Origin of the sequence: Trichloromonas sp. (genome assembly GCF_041583255.1) — a bacterium.
GTDB lineage: Bacteria > Desulfobacterota > Desulfuromonadia > Desulfuromonadales > Trichloromonadaceae > Trichloromonas.
This window is the reverse complement of record NZ_JBFHGD010000010.1, coordinates 14645-31888: the sequence shown is the minus strand read 5'-3', so window position 1 is coordinate 31888 and position 17244 is coordinate 14645. Positions and strand designations below refer to the sequence as shown.

The window sequence follows — 17244 nt, the reverse complement described above, 5'->3', positions numbered from 1 at the left end:
AGTAAATCACCCACAAAAAATGCCCCCGGCAGAACCGGGGGCTTTTTGGTGAGCAGACAGCTTGTATCAGCAGTCGTAGGACAGGGCGAACTCGGTCGGAGTCGGCCGCATACGGTTCGGGTTGACCTCGGCTTCCATCTTGTACTCGATCCACTTCTCGATGACGTCTTCGGTGAAGACGTCGCCTTTGAGCAGGAACTCGTGGTCATCACGCAGGTGGTTGAGGGCGTCCTCGAGGCTGCGGGCGACGTTCGGAACGTCTTTGAGTTCCTCGGGGGAAAGGCCGTAGATGTCCTTGTCGAGCGGCTGGCCCGGATCAATCTTGTTCTCGATACCGTCGAGGCCGGCCATCAGCTGGGCGGCAAACGCCAGGTAGCCGTTGCACGACGGGTCGGGCGTACGGTACTCAACGCGCTTGCCCTTGGGATTGTTGGTCACCGGGATGCGGATCGAGGCGGAACGGTTACGGTTGGAGTAGGCCAGGTTGACCGGGGCTTCATAACCCGGCACCAGGCGCTTGTACGAGTTGACGCTGGGGTTGGTGAACGCGCACAGGGCCTTGGCGTGCTTCATGATGCCGCCGATGTAGTACATGGCCATCTTGGAGAGGCCGCCGTAGCCGTCGCCGGCGAAGAGGTTGGTGCCGTCTTTCCAGAGGGACTGATGGCAATGCATACCGGAGCCGTTATCGCCGTACAGCGGCTTCGGCATGAAGGTGACGCTCTTGCCGTTGCGGAACGCGACGTTCTTGACGATATACTTGAACCACTGCAGGGTGTCGCCCATCTTCAGCAGGCTGTCGAAACGCATATCGATTTCGTTCTGACCGCCGGTAGCCACTTCGTGGTGAGACGCTTCGATGCGCATGCCGACGCTCTGCAGAACCTGGACCATTTCGTTGCGCAGGTCGACAAAGGAGTCGGTCGGAGCGCAAGGGAAGTAGCCTTCCTTGTGGCGGGGCTTGTAACCCAGGTTGGGGAATTCTTCGCGGCCGGTGTTCCAGGCGCCTTCAACGGAGTCGATGCAGTAGAAGGACTCGTTGGCGCTGGAGCCGTAGCGGATGTCGTCGAAAATGAAGAACTCGGGCTCGGGACCGAAGTAAGCGGTATCGGCAATCCCGGTCGACTTCAGATAGGATTCGGCCTTCTTGGCGATGAAGCGGGGGTCACGGGTGTAACCTTCACGGGTGATCGGGTCGATAATGTCGCAGATGATGCTCAGGGTCGGCACCTGGATGAAGGGGTCAACCTTGGCGGTAGCGGGATCGGGCATCAGCAGCATGTCGCTGTTGTGAATCGGCTGCCAGCCGCGGATCGAAGAGCCGTCGAAACCGATGCCTTCTTCAAAAGTATCTTCGCTGAACTCGCTCACGGGGGTGGAAAAATGCTGCCAGATCCCGACGAAGTCGAGAAATTTATAGTCAACCATCTGGCAATTGTTTTCTTTAGCAAAAACTACGACTTCTCTTGCGGTCATCTTATATCTCCTTGAAAAGAATTTAGCCCCTGTCCACACAGGGGCACAAAACTCAATTGACTACCCGTAAAATCAAAGCGCGTCGTCGCCGCGCTCGCCTGTACGGATGCGGACGACCTCGTCCACGGTCGTTACGAAAATCTTGCCGTCGCCGATCCTCCCGGTACGGGCCGACTCGGCAATAACCTCTACAACTTTCGTTGCCATTTCATCACTGACGATGATTTCCATCTTGATCTTGGGGATAAAATCGACAACATATTCAGCACCCCGGTAAAGTTCCGTATGGCCTTTCTGCCGGCCGAAACCCTTTACTTCGCTGACCGTGATGCCCTGGATACCGATCTCGTTCAGGGCCTCTTTGACCTCGTCAAGTTTGAAGGGCTTTATAACGGCTTCAACTTTTCTCATCTCAATACCTCCCGGGTAAAATTTCCTGCGTAGTTAATGAGCGGGTAAGTATATCATTCTCCGTTTTCCATGCAAGAGAATTGACACCTGCAATCACAACAGACTAGAAAACAAGGAGCAAATACTCTGCCCAAATTCAAAACATTAAAAAAAAATCCTTAACTATTTGATTTTACAACACAATGTCAACAGGACGCGACCTTGCCGCCACGTCCGCAAACGAGCAATGCAGGAGTACAGATCATTTTTTACGCATCACATTGAAGCACCTGCACAAACCTTCAGCACCCCCCCGCTTTTCGCCTGAAAGCTGTGCCGCCAATTCGTACATCGCGTTAAACTTGACTGCGGGCGTAAAAATAATTATTGTCTAAAAGATCTTTTCCCTACTTCGCGCAGCGGTTTCGACGAGAGAAAGCTCAATGAGGTTTCAATGACGGAATCCCACCTGATCCTGATCGTCGATGACAGCCTGACCCAGCTCGCCGTTCTGCAGGATCTTCTCCAGTCATCCGGATATGCAACAGCGACGGCGCAAAACGGCATGCAGGCCATCGCCTCGGTTTATCATTCGCCGCCCGACCTGATCCTTTCCGACATCCTGATGCCCGAACTTAACGGCTATCACCTGTGCCGCCTGCTCAAGAACGATCCCCTGACCAAAGATATTCCGATTATCCTGCTGAGCAACCTGTCCGAACCGAACGACCGCTTCTGGGGCGAAAAAGCCGGAGCCGACTTCTTTCTGGAAAAATCGACCGATCTCGACCAGATCCTTGCTGCCGTACAGAGCTTTCTGACTTCCAGGCCCCCCAAGGCCCCCCCCTCGTCCAGGCATCTCAATGAACCTGAAGGCAAAGACATCCGCAACCAGATTACCGGCATCCTCGATCGCCTGCTCTACGAATCGACCATCTCCAACGAAGTCCTCAAGCTGACCCGCCTGACCCACGACACTACCCTGATGGCCAAAGAACTTTTCAACTTCCTGTCCATCATCTGCCGCTACAGTGCCGCAGGAATCCTGATCAGGGAAGGGACCGAAAAATACCTGCTCTGCCTGCAGCTGACGGAGCCCGTTCCGACCCGGTTTGTCGAACAGGCCAAGAAGGTGATGCTGCGGGATGCCGGACTGGATCTAGACAACCGCTTCAAGTGCCGCTTCGTGCTGATCGACCAGGAACATGTCACCGAACAAGCCACTCCGGCCCAGTTCCAGGTTATCAAAGCCATACCGATCCGCGACGGCAACGAACTGCTCGCCTCGATCACCCTCTTTGAGGGCGGAAAACGCCGGCTGACCGACGGCATGCGACACGCACTCGACATCATCGGCGACCGGTTTCAAATCGTTGCCCAGTACCTCAAGCAAATCAAGGAAATCGAAAACGTCAAGGCCGACCTGGTATCGATGCTGGTCCACGACATGCGCTCGCCGCTGACCGGGATCAGCGGCTTCACCGACGTGCTCGCCGAAGGCATCCTGGGGCAGGTCTCCACAGAGCAGCGGGACGCCCTGAAAAACATCCAGGGGGGCTGCGATCAGCTGCTGCAGCTGATCGACGACATTCTCGACTATTCAAAACTTGAGGCCGGCAAGATGAAAGTCAGCCTTTCGCCGCTGAATCTCGGACCGCTGGTGCACCAGGTCATCAACCCCCTTTCAGCGGTCTTCGCCGAAAACGGCCTGGCCCTGACAATCGACATCCCCGCCTGCACGCCCCAGGTTCTGGCCGATGAAAAACAGCTGTCCCGGGTCTTTGCCAACCTGCTCAGCAATGCCGCGAAATTCACCCCCCAAGGGGGGCAGGTCACCATCAGCGTCCAGTCTGAAGGCTGCTGCCCTGAAACCCGCGGGACAAGATGCCTGTGCATCACCATCACCGATACCGGTTGCGGCATCCCTGCAGAACAGCAGAAAATCCTCTTCAACCGCTACGAACAACTGCCTACGGCGACCGTCTACCGAAAAGGGACCGGCCTGGGGCTGGCCATCTGCAAAGAAATCATCAATCTCCACAACGGCGAAATCTGGGTCGACAGCCCGGCGGATCAAAAGGGTCATTGCGGCAGCCGCTTCACCTTCACCCTGCCCATCGCCCAGCCGAAAAGCTGAACGGGTTCATTCGTCGGCAGACAAACGCCGGGACAAATCGGGAAACGAGTCACCGGCACAAAACGCGATCCCCTCGCCGCTCGCCGCGGGGTAGCGGCGATTCCACTGCTTGAACAACTCCCATTCCTGCTCGAAGTTGGGCGTCAGCGCCCCGGTGCCCAACGCGGCCTCGATCTCGCCGGCCGACCAGAAACGCACCGCGTCGATCTCTTCCCGGCAGAACCGGATCTCGCCATCGTAGCGGGCCAGGTACGTCATCACGTTTTCCGATTCGAAATCGTTGCGCATCTGCGAAGGATACATGAAGGTCAGGGGGATGCCGACGATGCCCAGCTCCTCCGCCATCTCCCGGCAGGCCGCAGCCAGGTAGCTTTCTCCCGGATCCAGGTGGCCGCCGACGCTGGTATCCCAGCGCCCCGGCTGCACATCCTTGGTCAGCGCCCGCTTCTGCAGCAGCAGTTCGCCGCTGCCGTTGAAAACCAGAACGTGGGCCACCCGGTGAACCAGGCTTGGGTCACCGTGGCAACGGCTGCGCGCGGCCTGGCCGATGACGTTGTCGTTTTCATCGACGATATCGAAGAGTTCGCTCTTTTTATTCATGGTTCAGCGCCTCAGCCCCGGTCGAAAAAGGGGCTTTTGCCGCTGACCGACAAGGGAATCCCGTAGGCGATCATAACCCCTTCGCCGAGCAGTCCCAGCTCGATCGCCGACTTGCCGGCGCTGTACATGACCCGGTTGTCAAGGCGCAGATCGGCGGCCCGGCTGACCGCCGAACCGACGGCGATACCGAGGTCGCCGGCATTAAACGAGCAGGTGCCGCCGGCCTTGAGCATGGCCTCGCAATCGACAAAGCCGCAGTATCCGCAGTGGGGCAGCCCCAGCGGCTCCTTGCGCGTGCCGATCAGCACCAGCGCACTGGCGTGCTCGAGATTTCCCGCGTCCCGGGCGAAGAACGCAACCTCATCACGCACCGATATCCTGCGCATGGTTTCGGCCAACCGGGACATCTCGGCACCACTCACCACCGCCGTTACCAGCAGATCCTTCCCCTTGCCCTTGGGCGCCGTGCGGGCGGCGATGCAGAGCAGTTCGGCGGCCCGCTCAACGGACTGCGCCTCGGTTTCAGGGTTAAGTATCAGCATCCTTTTCTCCTTTGTTGATCGTAATAATATTTCTTGAATAACGCCTTCAGCCGTTGCACTATGTGCGCTGCGCATCCATCAGAGGAGACCATTATGCCTGAAATTCACCCCAGTGCCTATATCCACCCTGACGCCCGGCTGGCCGACGATGTCCAGGTCGGCCCGCACGCCTTCATCGACGCCGACGTCACCATCGGCAGCGGCACCCGCCTGCTGCACGGCGCCCACGTCGGGCGCTGGACCCGCCTTGGTGCCAACAACCTGATCTACCCTGGCGCCGTGGTCGGCCACGATCCGCAGGATATCGGCTACAAGGGCGAAGAAGCCTGGACCGAAATCGGCGACGGCAACATCATCCGCGAAGGGGTAACCATCCATCGCGGCAACCGCCCCGGCACGGTCACCCGCGTCGGCAGCAACAATTTCTTCATGGTCAACAGCCACGTCGCCCACAACTGCATCATCGGCAACAACGTGATCCTTGTCAACGGCGCCCTGCTCGCCGGCCACGTCGAGGTCGGAGACCGGGCCATCATCTCGGGCAACTGCCAGGTTCACCAGTTCGTCCGCATCGGCCCATTCGCCATGATGCGCGGCGGTTCCGGCGCCGTCAAAGACATTCCGCCGTTCTGCGTCAACGACGGCCTCAGCTGGATTCGCGCCATCAACGCCGTCGGGCTCAAGCGAAACGGCTTCGATGTCCGCCGCGTCCGCGCCGTGAAAGAAGCGTTCAAGGCAATATTCCGCTCGGATCTCCCCCTTGCCCAGGCGCTGGCCAAAGTCGAAAACGACCTCGATGTCACCGACGACGTCCGCCAGATGCTCGATTTTATCCGCGCCAGCAAACGGGGCATCGGCAGCGGGCGGGGCTCAAGCAGAGAATAGTCAGCAACCCCACCACACAAAAACACTTCCAGCAAATCGATTCTGCAGGGCAGGCCGATTAAGGCCTGCCCTTCCTTCAATATTTCACCTTGCCTGGCTAATATTATTACTTACGATACTACCGTATTCCGATTGCAAATGTAAGCAATTCCCGGCACAGCGGATCAGGGAGGCCGGGCCCACAACGCAACCACAGTTACTCATGAGTGTAATTTTTTTTCGTACACAATCCGTGAAATAAACATTAAAACGCAACATATTGTTAATGCTGACTAATTTTACTTATCAGTCTTTCATAAAATAAATAAAATGTCGAGAAAACAGCTCTCATTACTAAAATTTTCCAATCTTTCTCTTCACCCTCCCTTGAATTTTTCTCATTGCAGATATAATTGAGCCATAAAACAAACCTTCTTACTCTGGTTAGAAGCTATGGTATCTGCACTGGGACAACATCTATTAAAAGAACGAATCATCACCCCGGTACAACTGCATGAAGCGTTGGCCCGGCAAAAAAGCTACGGGCAGCGCCTGGGGCACAATCTGGTTTCACTGGGATTCATCTCCGAGAGTGAACTCAGGGAAGTTCTGGGGAAAAAACCGGCGCCGCCAAAATCCATCGCGGATACCGAACTGGATCCCGCCTTTCTCGCCGACCTGGCATTGAAGCACAGCCTCTTTCTCGGCGAATTCAAACTGCAGGATCTCTCCAGGCAGATGAAGCTTTCCGCCTCCATCCTCGAAGCAACTATCGATTCGTTGCGAAAAGACAAATTCATCGAAGTCAAAGGGTCTAACGAATTCAGCAAAACCTCCTTCCGCTTCGCCATAACCGAAACCGGTAAGGCCGCTGCCGCCGAGAGCCTGAAGGTCTGCAGATACATCGGACCGGCCCCGGTCACGCTCGACCATTACCGTAAAATGGTCAACCTGCAGACCATCAAGAACATCATCGTCAATAAAGGTAGCGTCATCAGCGCTTTTTCACACCTCACCCTGACCGATGACTTTCTAAACCGGATCGGACCGGCGATCAGTTCGGGCCACCCCATTTTCATCTACGGACCGCCGGGCAACGGCAAAACCTCCGTCGCCGAAACCGTCGCCGACGTGCTCCCGGGATCCGTGTTCATCCCGCACGCGGTCATCGTGGGGGGACAGATCATCACCGTATTCGATGCCGTCACGCACAGGGTGGCATCTTCGGAACACGAAGATACCGGCCTTGACCAACGCTGGATCGAGATCAGACGACCGGTCGTCATCACCGGCGGCGAACTGACTCTCGACATGCTCGACCTCCAGTTCAATCCCGTCTCCAAAACCTACCAGGCACCGCTCCAGATGAAAGCCAACAACGGCCTTTTCATCGTCGACGATTTTGGCCGCCAGCGGATGCGCCCCGACGACCTGCTCAACCGCTGGATCATCAATCTCGAGCGTCACATCGACTTTCTGTCGCTGCACACCGGAATCAAATTCGACATACCTTTTGACCAGCTGGTTATCTTCTCGACCAACAACGACCCCAAATCCCTTGTTGACGAGGCGTTTCTGCGCCGTATTCGATACAAGTTCAAAATGGATCACCCCACCATGGAAGATTATAAAAGAATCTTCCAACAGGTGTGCGAAGACCAGGGCGTCGAATTCAAAACAGACATGTTCGACTACCTCATGATCGATCACTATATAAAATACGACCAGAAACTCAGCGCCTGCCAACCTCGGGATCTTATCGACCACGTCATCGACGAATGCCGCTACCACGACAAGGTTCCGGAGCTTACCAAAGAGACGGTGAGTAGGGCCTGGGAGAATTATTTTCTATAATTACAATCAGGAACTATAAGGGGTGCTTATGAAATCAATAAGGGATTTATTTCAAGGATTATTAAAAGATGACGAAGGGGCAACGGCTGTCGAGTACGCAATCATGGCCGGTTTAATCGCAGCGGTTATAGCTGGGACCGTGGCCGCGTTCGGGAGCAATCTGAATACTTTGTTTTCCAATTGTGTAGAAAAGTTCCCTAAATAATCGGCTTTACACATGATGTATAAAAACAAAATACCAACCAAGGCGGATAGTCCGCCTCTTACAACACAAGGAGATAGATATGAAAAAGATGATGGAAGGGCTCAAGCGTTTTATGAATGATGAAGAAGGTGCAACGGCAGTTGAATACGGAATCATGGTGGCTTTGGTTGCCGTAGCCATTATTGGCACTGTAACAACGATGGCTGGGGGATTGAAGTCTTTGTTTGGTAAAGTCAACACAGAATTAACAAAATAATACATTGAATTGTAAATAAAGTGAATATGGGGATGGTCATATGAGTAAAAACATTTTTCGTTTAATCACAGGTTTGAGCTCTATGACCATCTCCATTCTTTTTTTCTGCCAAAATTGGCCAAATCCTGCCGTAGCTGTTACGGCTGTATTTTTAACCCTTATTTGTTTAATCGATACCATCAAGGCAAAAATCCCCAATATCACGACGCTGAGCTTCGCTATTGTCGGCTTGGGGCTGAACTGGTTCAACACCGGCGCCAACGGTTTATTTTTCGCCGCCATGGGGCTGGTGCTGGGATTGCTGCTGTTTCTAATCCCCTATCTGATGGGCGGCATGGGGGCCGGTGACGTTAAAGCCTTGGCCGCCCTTGGGGCACTGCTCGGGCCAGGCGCCATTTTTCAAGTCTTTCTCTATACCTCCTTGATCGGTGGTGTGCTGTCCATTCTTCATTACCTTTTCGACCCCAACCTGTCAGAGCGTCTTACCACCTGGCGTGCAGCTATCTTTGCATTCTTGGCAACCAAAGAACGACAAGCATTTCAACCAGTTGCGACTGGTGAAAAACTAAAATTCCCCTATGCCTCTGCCATCGCCTTCGGCTACTGCGCATTTCTTAACTGGGGGGCGATTTTCTGACTATCGAAATCTAGAGCGAGGGGGCATCTGGTAATCCCCCTGGCCTCATCATAATTACACACCCTTCCATTGGAGGAACAAATGAAAAAATACGGGGGATTATTAACTTTTGCAGTGGCAATCATCTTTGGCCTGATGGCGGTGGTGCTTGCAAACAAATGGCTGTCTTCGCGCAACAGCGAAGCCAACATCATCGTCAAAGACACGGTGCCCCTGGCCCAGGTTGTCGTCGCATCCAGGGATATCAGCATCGGCACACCACTTAGCAAAGAGAACCTGTCCCTCGCCGAGTGGCCCAAGGCCAACCTGCCCAAGGGCGCCTTTCATGACGTTGCCCTGGTTGAAAACCGCATCGCCGTCACCCAGCTGGCAGCCGGGCAGCCGGTTCTTGCAGTCGAACTGGCAGCGCCAGGCTCCGGGGCGGGGCTGGTCGCCTTGATCAAACCGGGGATGCGCGCCATGGCCGTCCGCGTCGACGAGGTGACCGGGGTGGGCGGTTTCGTGCTGCCTAACACCTCGGTTGATATTATCGGTATCGAAACTCATGGCCAGAACAATAAAACCTCCAAAACCATTCTGAAGAACATCAAGGTTCTTGCGATTGCCCAGGAAACCTTCACCGAAGACGGACAAGCCAAGATTGTCCGCACCGTTACCCTTGAGCTGGAGCCAAAACAGGCTGAGATTCTCGCTTTGCAGGTCAACAAGGGAGAGATCCACCTGTCGCTGAGAACCCCCCTTGAAAACGAAGAAGAACTCGAAACCAAGGTGGCAAAAGCGGTCACCAGGCCGGCCAAGCGCGTTTATTACGCGCCCAAGCCCGAAACATATACTGTCGAAGTGATTCGAGGGTCATCAAAGCCTGAAAAAGTTAAATTCAAAAATATCAATTCTGATGAAAGACTTTAATCCATCTGGGAGGCCAGCATGAAGAACCGCGGGGTTTTCAAAGTGTTGATATGGGCACTGGCTGTAATTTTCTGCATCATTCCGTTTCACTCGGCGCTGGGTTCCGATACTGCTGAGAAACAGATCGTTCTCAAGGTAGGCGGGTCGCAACTGGTCGATCCAGGACAATACTGGTCGCAACTGGTCGCCCCACGCTTCAAACGCGTTTCGGCCATCAACCCGGACATCGTCGATGTTCAGATCGTTTCTCCCAAGCTCTTCTATGTGTTCGGAAAAAAACTAGGCTCGACCAGCCTGATCCTCTGGGAAAAGGACGGGGAAGAACCAAAGATCGTCGATGTCATCGTCTTCCTCGACGTTACCGGGCTCAAACAGAAGATTTCCGAACTCTACCCTCCCCCAAGCCAGGATATCCGGGTCTATGCCTCAGAAACCGGGGTTGTTCTTTCAGGGACGGTCACGGGCCCCGAGATTGTTGAGCAGGTCATCCGTCTTACCCAGACGTTTCTCCCCAAATTGGCTGAGGGCGAAGGGGGTCAACAGGGGACAGGGCACTCCGGGGCAGGGATTACCAACCTGCTGAAGGTTGGGGGCGTGCAACAGGTCATGCTCGAAGTCAAGTTTGCCGAAGTCTCGAGAACTTCGGAAAAAGACTGGCAGGCCGCTCTCGGTCTGGCCGGACTCGGCAATGACTTCACCGGCGCATTTGGAACCTCGGGGGTTCTCACATCTATTACAGATGCTTTTGTAACAGCGCAATTCCCGAATGCCCTCACCCAGTCAGGAACATTTGAAGGCGCCATTAACGGACTGATTCAAAATCCGGGCTCCCTTCTATTGAATTTCGCCGGCAACGACGCAAACCTCTTCGCCAGGATCGACAACGTAACAGCCGGCCTTAAGTTCCTTGAAAACGAGGGGTTGGCTCGCACTCTCGCAGAGCCTCGCCTGGTAACCCAAAGCGGCCAGGAGGCCAGCTTTCTGGCAGGCGGCGAATTCCCGGTCCCCGTCGCTTCCGATTACAACGAAATCACCATTGAATGGAAAGAATTCGGTGTTTCTCTAAGGTTTACCCCAGTCGTTCTGAGTGACGGGACGATCAGCCTTCGCGTGGCACCAAGTGTCAGTGAAATCACTTCAGCAAACGCGATCCCAGCCGGGATTGTGGGGACCAATTTTGTCGTACCTAACCTCTCTTCACGTAAGCTCGAAACAACGGTGCAGCTTAAGGACGGACAGACCCTCGCACTGGCAGGCCTGCTTCAAGACAGCCTGCGGGAAGAAGTCAAGAAGGTCCCCGGGTTGGGCGACATCCCGATTCTTGGCTCACTGTTCAGAAGCACCGGTTACCAGCAACAAAAAACCGATCTGCTGATCGCTGTCACGCCGCATCTCGTCAAACCGGTAAAAGAAGGGTCCATTCAGTTTCCTGGTGAATACATGAAAACTCCCAACGGTTATGAATATTATCTCGAGGGGCGCCTTGAGGGCGACCGTGGCCCGGTCAGCCATTCCGGCATGAGTCGGCATTCATTCTTTTCATTTTCATCTCTCGAAGATAAAAAAGGTGGCCTCGAAGGCTCCTTTGGCTATCAACCCGTCCAATAGCGAAACAGGGAGAATAAACCATGAAATATTTTGCATTCACCGCCGCCCTGCTTTTCTTGCTTGCCGGATGTGCCACCATGGAAGAGGCCTACACTCTCGACCGGGAATTCGGCAAGGCGCAGATGGCCGCCTGGGACCAGCAGATCATCAACAAAAACCACCCTCACGGGACCATATCGCCTGAAGGCATTGAAGGGATCACTGCCGAAGAAATCATGGGGGTCTACAACGGGACCTTTTCGGAAAAACCTGAACAGACGAATGTCTTCAATTTCGGTGTTGAGGCAGGCAAATAGAGCAAAACCATAAATAGAACAAGAAAGAACAGGTGAAAGCTATGAGGAAAGATAAGAATTCAAAAGGCGAAAGGGGCGCCGCGGCATTAGAATTCGCTCTCATTTTTCCGCTTCTTCTGGCGATTGTGGCCGGGATCACCGACTTCGGAATTGCTTTTTATAACAAGGCCATGGTGACGAGTGCAAGCAGAGAGGGTGCCCGCGTAGCTTCTCTTTGGCAGCCAGCTTCCCTAAAACCTTCCGAGGCAGAGCTCAAAGGGGTAGTGAAAGACGTTCTGGATACGACTCTATTTAAAATCGGCTCAGGAACAATAGCTACAACCTTTGACCCTCCAGATCCAAGTACGGTTCCCTCAGGGGCCTACATTAAGGTTACAGTTTCCTATGCTCATGATTACCTGATTCTTCCCCCGATAATTGGCCTATTAAATATGGTTACGGGGGACGCATTTCCAGTAACTGTCAACCTGGCATCCAGCACAACCATGAGGGTGGAATGAGTAAAAGTTCGAGATCGGTCACTTCAATAAACATCTCTACCTCACTCTATTACAAATTCAAACAGGAGGGTGGAGCAATCGCTGTTATTGTGGCGATCCTAATTCTTGTCTTAGTCGGCTTTGCGGCCTTTGCCATTGATTTTGGCCACCTCGCGGTGGTTCAAAAAGAGCTGCAAAACGCCGCTGACGCCGGTGCTCTAGCTGGCGCCCAGGCATTGTATGAAGATCCAGACGGCGCTGGCTCACTGAAACCAGGTGATGCCGTAAACATGGTCTCCAATCGTATCGCCGCTGAAACCGCAGCACAAAACAAAAGCGAACAGTTGGTGGTTGAAATCACCTGGGCCCAGAACAACAACGAGGACGTGCAACGAGGCCACTGGAATCCTCTCACAAAAGCATTTACCTCCAGCAATTCGACCCAGGTTGTTAACCTGGTCGGGCGCACAAATGAAGAGCTTTACGCCATGGACGGGACAGACGGGAACCCTCCCCTGATCAATGCGGTACGGGTCGTCACCCACAGGGAGGCCACACCAGCAACATCATTTCTTGCAGGAATATTTGGCTTTAACAGCTTCGTCCGCCAGGCCGAGGCCATCGCCTATCTAGGTTTCACCGGCATACCATTCGAAGTAGATCTCCCCATCGTTCTTTGCAGTTACAGCATTCAAGAAATAAATATAAACGGGGTGACCATATCTTCTTGCACTACCGGAAGAATGATAAACAGTGGAAAAGGCACCGGCGGATTTAATACCGGAGGCTGGACAGACCTGGAGGGAGACAGCAAGACCTGCCATGGCACCAACACCAGCGACATTCTGGACGTCTTTACTGGTGGAAAAAAGAACCCCTGTGAAAGAGACACAAATGATCCGATAATGGTGAAAACGTCAACACTGAACACCACCGGGGGGCAAGCCGAACCGGTTTTGGACACAATCATAGATTGTTGGAAGGCTTGGCTGGATGCTAATGGCAACATCCCCTGGACAGTTAGATTGCCTGTAGTGAATTGCGGTGAGGATAAAAATGTGGGCAATTGTCCGCCAGTAGATGGCGTGGCAACCGTCGAGATAGTCTGGATCACAGACCAAACCGACCCTCAGTATAAAAAGGCCCCAACTCAAATGGAGGACTGGCCGAAGGTGGGCGAAACATTCGCCAACGGCGAAGCTCGCTGGAACAGCTTCACCAAGCATTTCAATTTAAAGGACTACGATAGCAATGGCCAGGAGATCAATGCACCCTATGTAAAAAAATCCCTATATTTCAAACCACGTTGCGAATTGGATATCGGGAAAGGTGGCTCCGGGGGATCCAACTTTGGAAACCTCACCAGAAGACCGGTCCTTGTAGATTAGATCAAACACCTATGTTTCTGTTCATTGCCTACGAGGAGTTCGATGTCAACCGAGATTTCGATCCATATAAATACCTCTGACGATACACTTTCCAGGTGGGTCATTGAGCAGGCCGGGACGCTGCCCAACGTAAAAGCGACTCAGGGCAACTGGGCAGCTGACATGGAGGACACAAGCCCCGGACCCGACATCATGATCATCGCCGGAGAAGGAGAAGCAGGGCAAATATTTTCCACGCTGCAGCTCCTCAGGGACAACTTCCCTGCCACATCGATCATCCTGATCTCTGCCGTACAGGACCCGAAACACATCGTCGCCGTGATGAAGTCTGGGGTATCGGAGTACCTGATCCCTCCCCTTTCGGCAGAATCCTTTAAAAATGCTATTGAAGAGATTCGCGCAAAAGCTCCGGCCGCCCCCTCAAAAGCGCAGGGGCACCTGTACAGTTTTATTAGCAGCAAGGGGGGGCTTGGCGCTACAGTCGTTGCCGTCAACACGGCAGCGGCCCTGGCTGAGAATGACAAGAGGCGCATAGCCCTGGTCGACATGAGCCTGCAGTCAGGTGACAGTTCCACCCTTCTTGACATTCTTCCACAAAAGACCATTTCTGATCTCTGCAGTAATTTCCACCGCCTCGATTCATCCTTTCTTCAGGGAGCCATGACGCGTCACGCTTCGGGAATAAATTTTCTGCCCGCCCCGCATGACCCGGAAGAAACCATGAACATCAACGCGGCCCAGATAGAAACCATTCTGGGTCTGATCAGAAAACATTACGACACCACCATTGTTGACTGCACCTCGATGTCTATCAACAGTTGCTCGGTAGAGGTTTTCAACGCCTCTGAAAAAGTGTTCGTGCTGACAGACCTCTCCGTTCCCGCCATTCGCAACTGCTCGAGATTGATCGACCTGATCAGAAAAAGAGGGGTCACTGCAGAGAAGGTGGAAATAGCGGTTACCCGCTTTATCAAGGGCAAAAACCTCACCATTTCAGAGATCGAGGAAACCCTGAAAAAACGTATTTACTGGCTTTTCCCAAATGATTTTGACTGCGCAATTTCATCGATAAACATGGGAGTCCCCCTGGTCAGGCACCAGCCCAAAACCTGTCTTGCCAAAAACATTCAGGAATTTGTTCAAAAGCTGCAGCATCCGGCTGATTCAACTGACTACCGGGGCGTCAAAGGACTCTTCGGCAAAACGGTCTAGGAGGGAATTGTGTCCTTTAAAAAATTACTGTTCAAAAATGACAAATCAACGGCGAGCGCGGCCAGCCCTCCGGCCGCAAATCCGGCTCAGGAAAAGGAGTTGAACCACCCGCAATGGGAAAGGGATGATCAATATTATGAGTTGAAGCGAAAAATTCATGGCCAACTGGTTGAAGAACTGAACCTGATGGTTTTGGAAAAACTCGACGTTGCAGAAATCATCCCTGAAATCAGCCAGACGATCAGCCAGTTTCTGGCCAGGGAAAACGCCCTGATGAACGAAAGCGAGCGACAGCAGTTCATCCTGGAAATAGTGAACGAAATCAAAGGCCTGGGACCACTGGAGCCATTTCTGCAGGACGCAAGCGTTTCCGATATACTCTGTAATACCTATATGAACATCTATGTCGAACGATTCGGCCTGCTGGAAAAAACCAAAAGTCGCTTTCTGAACGACGCCCACATGATGAATATCATCGACCGGATTGTTTCCCGGGTCGGGCGGCGGGTCGATGAATCGACCCCCATGGTCGATGCCCGCCTGCCGGACGGTTCGCGCGTCAACGCCATCATCCCGCCGCTGGCAATCGACGGACCGATTCTTTCGATACGCCGATTTGCGGTCAACCCGCTGAAAACCGAGGATCTTATCCGGAATGAAGCCTTGACCCGGGACATTGCCGAATTTCTGGCAGGATGCGTTCAAGCCAAATTAAACATCCTGATATCCGGCGGCACCGGCGCCGGCAAAACCACACTGCTCAACGTTCTATCGAGCCATATCCCCCACTCTGACCGCATCGTCACCATCGAAGACGCGGCCGAATTGCAGCTGCAGCAGAACCACGTGGTGCGACTCGAAACCAGGCCGCCGAACATCGAGCAAACCGGGGAAGTCACTCCCCGCGACCTGGTGCGCAACAGCCTGAGAATGCGCCCCGACCGGATCATCGTCGGCGAGGTTCGCGGGGCTGAGGCCTTTGACATGCTGCAGGCGATGAATACCGGGCATGAAGGTTCACTGACAACGATCCACGCCAACTCCCCCCGCGATTCGCTGACCAGGCTTGAGTCGATGATGCTAATGACCGGCATCAACCTGCCGAATAATTCCATGCGCTTCATGATGTCATCGGCGCTTGACCTGATCGTCCAGGTGTCACGACTGGCAGACGGAACCCGCAAGATCACCTCGGTCAGCGAAGTCACCGGCATGGAGGGAGACATCATCACCCTGCAGGATATTTTCGTTTTTCAAAAAAAGGGGATCGATCCATCCGGCAAAGTCCTTGGCCGCTTTACTGCCACGGGGATTCGACCCAAATTCAGCGAAAAGATGGAAATCGCCGGGGTCAAAGTGCCTTACGACTATTTTATTTCGGAGCGCTGCGGCGAATAAGGAGGTTTTATGGACCTGTTACGCGTTCTTTTTTTGGGGGCCGTCTTTCTTTTTGCCACATCCCTCATCGGCATGCTGTTCCTGGCGGTCACCGAAAGCCGTTATGCAAAAAAACGGACGATCCGCAAACGCCTGCTCTACATGTCGGCCGGGGGCGGCTACAACAAGGAAACCTTCTCTATTTACAAGCGAGAGTTGCTCAAGAATGCGGGATTTTTCGAGCGCCTGGCTTATTCCTTTCCCCGCCTCGCCAGCCTCGACCGGATGCTGATCAGGGCCGGAATTGCGCTCAACGCCTCCACTTTCATTTTCGTCAGCCTGGCCTTGGCCGCCATGGGGGCCTGTGCCGCCCAAATCTACATGAACCAGCCCGAAGCGCCGATCGCTATCGGCCTCTTTCTCCTGGTTCTGCCTTCCCTTTACCTGAGGCACAGACAGGCGCGGGTGCTGGCACAATTCCAGGAACAATTTCCCGAAGCGCTCGACTTTCTGGCACGAGCCTTGAGGTCAGGCCATGCCCTGACCGGGGGCTTTGAAATGGTGGCCAAAGAGATGGACGACCCGCTGAAAACGGAATTTGCCGTTACCGTTGATGAAATAAATCTCGGCCTTTCATTCAACGAAGCGCTTGAACATCTGTGCACCCGGATACCAAGCCGCGACCTGAGATTTTTTGCCATCACCATCCAGATCCAGAAGGAAACGGGCGGAAACATCGCCGAAATTCTCGACAATATCAGCACCCTCATCCGGGAAAGGGTTAAATTTCACCGCCTGGTCAATACACTGACCGCCGAAGGCCGCCTCTCGGCAATTATCTTACTGCTGCTCCCTATCACGATGGGGCTGTACCTGTATCTGACCAATTACGAGTACATATCGCTGCTCTGGTCAGAACAAATGGGAATGATCATGATTGTTGCAGCCAGCATCGGCATGATTTTCGGTGCGCTCGTCATGAAAAAAATCGTAGCTGTCGAATTATAGGAGTGG

Annotated in this window: 18 protein-coding genes; 14 read left to right on the top strand and 4 right to left on the bottom strand. The window is 53.8% G+C overall.

Translation table 11 applies throughout. The annotated features are described in order from the left end of the window. Positions 1-66: 66 nt before the first annotated feature. Together glnA and ABYV89_RS01730 are read right to left on the bottom strand one after the other, a co-directional pair. Complete coding sequence (gene glnA, locus ABYV89_RS01735; RefSeq protein WP_432821195.1) at positions 67-1476, bottom strand: type I glutamate--ammonia ligase; 1410 nt, start codon at positions 1474-1476, stop codon at positions 67-69. 72 nt (positions 1477-1548) lie between these two features. Next, positions 1549-1887: a P-II family nitrogen regulator gene (locus ABYV89_RS01730; RefSeq protein ID WP_432821194.1), complete on the bottom strand. Its 339-nt coding sequence runs from the start codon at positions 1885-1887 to the stop codon at positions 1549-1551. Positions 1888-2320: 433 nt separating this feature from the next. Here ABYV89_RS01730 and ABYV89_RS01725 point away from each other — a divergent pair, with 433 nt between their 5' ends. Then, positions 2321-4003, top strand: a complete 1683-nt coding sequence (locus ABYV89_RS01725) for a hybrid sensor histidine kinase/response regulator (protein WP_432821193.1) — start codon at positions 2321-2323, stop codon at positions 4001-4003. 6 nt (positions 4004-4009) lie between these two features. Here the strand turns inward: ABYV89_RS01725 and ABYV89_RS01720 are convergent, their stop codons facing one another. Both ABYV89_RS01720 and ABYV89_RS01715 read right to left on the bottom strand, forming a co-directional pair. Continuing rightward, positions 4010-4603, bottom strand: coding sequence for an NUDIX hydrolase (locus ABYV89_RS01720; protein WP_432821192.1), 594 nt, complete (start codon positions 4601-4603; stop codon positions 4010-4012). An 11-nt stretch (positions 4604-4614) separates the two neighbouring features. Beyond that, positions 4615-5145, bottom strand: coding sequence for a ferredoxin domain-containing protein (locus tag ABYV89_RS01715; RefSeq protein ID WP_432821191.1), 531 nt, complete (start codon positions 5143-5145; stop codon positions 4615-4617). A 93-nt stretch (positions 5146-5238) separates the two neighbouring features. On the opposite strand from ABYV89_RS01715, the gene lpxA reads away from it, so the two are divergent. The 13 genes from lpxA to ABYV89_RS01650 all read left to right on the top strand — a co-directional run bounded on the left by lpxA (position 5239) and on the right by ABYV89_RS01650 (position 17238). Then, a complete protein-coding gene (gene lpxA, locus ABYV89_RS01710; protein WP_432821190.1) occupies positions 5239-6030 on the top strand; it encodes an acyl-ACP--UDP-N-acetylglucosamine O-acyltransferase in 792 nt (263 codons plus the stop codon). Positions 6031-6462: 432 nt separating this feature from the next. Beyond that, a complete protein-coding gene (locus ABYV89_RS01705; protein WP_432821189.1) occupies positions 6463-7863 on the top strand; it encodes an ATPase in 1401 nt (466 codons plus the stop codon). Between the two features lie 28 nt (positions 7864-7891). After that, entirely contained in the window at positions 7892-8068 is a 177-nt protein-coding gene (locus ABYV89_RS01700) for a Flp family type IVb pilin (protein WP_432821188.1), read from the top strand. A 79-nt stretch (positions 8069-8147) separates the two neighbouring features. After that, positions 8148-8324 (top strand): Flp family type IVb pilin, encoded by a 177-nt coding sequence (locus tag ABYV89_RS01695; RefSeq protein WP_432821187.1) that lies wholly within the window; start codon positions 8148-8150, stop codon positions 8322-8324. Between the two features lie 40 nt (positions 8325-8364). Then, entirely contained in the window at positions 8365-8961 is a 597-nt protein-coding gene (locus ABYV89_RS01690) for a prepilin peptidase (protein WP_432821186.1), read from the top strand. A gap of 81 nt (positions 8962-9042) precedes the next feature. Further along, a complete protein-coding gene (gene cpaB / locus ABYV89_RS01685) occupies positions 9043-9870 on the top strand; it encodes a Flp pilus assembly protein CpaB (protein WP_432821185.1) in 828 nt (275 codons plus the stop codon). An 18-nt stretch (positions 9871-9888) separates the two neighbouring features. Continuing rightward, a complete protein-coding gene (locus ABYV89_RS01680; protein ID WP_432821184.1) occupies positions 9889-11478 on the top strand; it encodes a type II and III secretion system protein family protein in 1590 nt (529 codons plus the stop codon). A 20-nt stretch (positions 11479-11498) separates the two neighbouring features. Next, on the top strand, positions 11499-11774 hold the full coding sequence (locus ABYV89_RS01675; protein ID WP_432821183.1) for a hypothetical protein: 276 nt from the start codon (positions 11499-11501) through the stop codon (positions 11772-11774). 41 nt (positions 11775-11815) lie between these two features. Then, entirely contained in the window at positions 11816-12274 is a 459-nt protein-coding gene (locus ABYV89_RS01670) for a TadE/TadG family type IV pilus assembly protein (protein ID WP_432821182.1), read from the top strand. Further along, entirely contained in the window at positions 12271-13641 is a 1371-nt protein-coding gene (locus ABYV89_RS01665) for a TadG family pilus assembly protein (RefSeq protein ID WP_432821181.1), read from the top strand. Before ABYV89_RS01670 ends, ABYV89_RS01665 begins: the two co-directional genes overlap by 4 nt. A 42-nt stretch (positions 13642-13683) precedes the next feature. Next, complete coding sequence (locus ABYV89_RS01660) at positions 13684-14853, top strand: AAA family ATPase (RefSeq protein WP_432821180.1); 1170 nt, start codon at positions 13684-13686, stop codon at positions 14851-14853. A gap of 99 nt (positions 14854-14952) precedes the next feature. Beyond that, positions 14953-16251, top strand: a complete 1299-nt coding sequence (locus tag ABYV89_RS01655; RefSeq protein ID WP_432821179.1) for a CpaF family protein — start codon at positions 14953-14955, stop codon at positions 16249-16251. A 9-nt stretch (positions 16252-16260) separates the two neighbouring features. Then, on the top strand, positions 16261-17238 hold the full coding sequence (locus ABYV89_RS01650; RefSeq protein ID WP_432821178.1) for a type II secretion system F family protein: 978 nt from the start codon (positions 16261-16263) through the stop codon (positions 17236-17238). Positions 17239-17244 lie beyond the last annotated feature (6 nt).

Excerpts from the sequence above, each read along its gene's own strand:
- ABYV89_RS01695 (WP_432821187.1), top strand. The coding sequence starts at position 8,148 with ATGAAAAAGATGATGGAAGGGCTCAAGCGTTTTATGAATGATGAAGAA.
- ABYV89_RS01680 (WP_432821184.1), top strand. The coding sequence starts at position 9,889 with ATGAAGAACCGCGGGGTTTTCAAAGTGTTGATATGGGCACTGGCTGTA.
- ABYV89_RS01675 (WP_432821183.1), top strand. The coding sequence starts at position 11,499 with ATGAAATATTTTGCATTCACCGCCGCCCTGCTTTTCTTGCTTGCCGGA.
- lpxA (WP_432821190.1), top strand. The coding sequence starts at position 5,239 with ATGCCTGAAATTCACCCCAGTGCCTATATCCACCCTGACGCCCGGCTG.
- ABYV89_RS01690 (WP_432821186.1), top strand. The coding sequence starts at position 8,365 with ATGAGTAAAAACATTTTTCGTTTAATCACAGGTTTGAGCTCTATGACC.
- ABYV89_RS01720 (WP_432821192.1), bottom strand. The coding sequence starts at position 4,603 with ATGAATAAAAAGAGCGAACTCTTCGATATCGTCGATGAAAACGACAAC.
- ABYV89_RS01665 (WP_432821181.1), top strand. The coding sequence starts at position 12,271 with ATGAGTAAAAGTTCGAGATCGGTCACTTCAATAAACATCTCTACCTCA.
- ABYV89_RS01660 (WP_432821180.1), top strand. The coding sequence starts at position 13,684 with ATGTCAACCGAGATTTCGATCCATATAAATACCTCTGACGATACACTT.
- ABYV89_RS01670 (WP_432821182.1), top strand. The coding sequence starts at position 11,816 with ATGAGGAAAGATAAGAATTCAAAAGGCGAAAGGGGCGCCGCGGCATTA.
- ABYV89_RS01705 (WP_432821189.1), top strand. The coding sequence starts at position 6,463 with ATGGTATCTGCACTGGGACAACATCTATTAAAAGAACGAATCATCACC.
- ABYV89_RS01715 (WP_432821191.1), bottom strand. The coding sequence starts at position 5,145 with ATGCTGATACTTAACCCTGAAACCGAGGCGCAGTCCGTTGAGCGGGCC.
- ABYV89_RS01725 (WP_432821193.1), top strand. The coding sequence starts at position 2,321 with ATGACGGAATCCCACCTGATCCTGATCGTCGATGACAGCCTGACCCAG.
- ABYV89_RS01650 (WP_432821178.1), top strand. The coding sequence starts at position 16,261 with ATGGACCTGTTACGCGTTCTTTTTTTGGGGGCCGTCTTTCTTTTTGCC.
- cpaB (WP_432821185.1), top strand. The coding sequence starts at position 9,043 with ATGAAAAAATACGGGGGATTATTAACTTTTGCAGTGGCAATCATCTTT.
- glnA (WP_432821195.1), bottom strand. The coding sequence starts at position 1,476 with ATGACCGCAAGAGAAGTCGTAGTTTTTGCTAAAGAAAACAATTGCCAG.
- ABYV89_RS01730 (WP_432821194.1), bottom strand. The coding sequence starts at position 1,887 with ATGAGAAAAGTTGAAGCCGTTATAAAGCCCTTCAAACTTGACGAGGTC.
- ABYV89_RS01700 (WP_432821188.1), top strand. The coding sequence starts at position 7,892 with ATGAAATCAATAAGGGATTTATTTCAAGGATTATTAAAAGATGACGAA.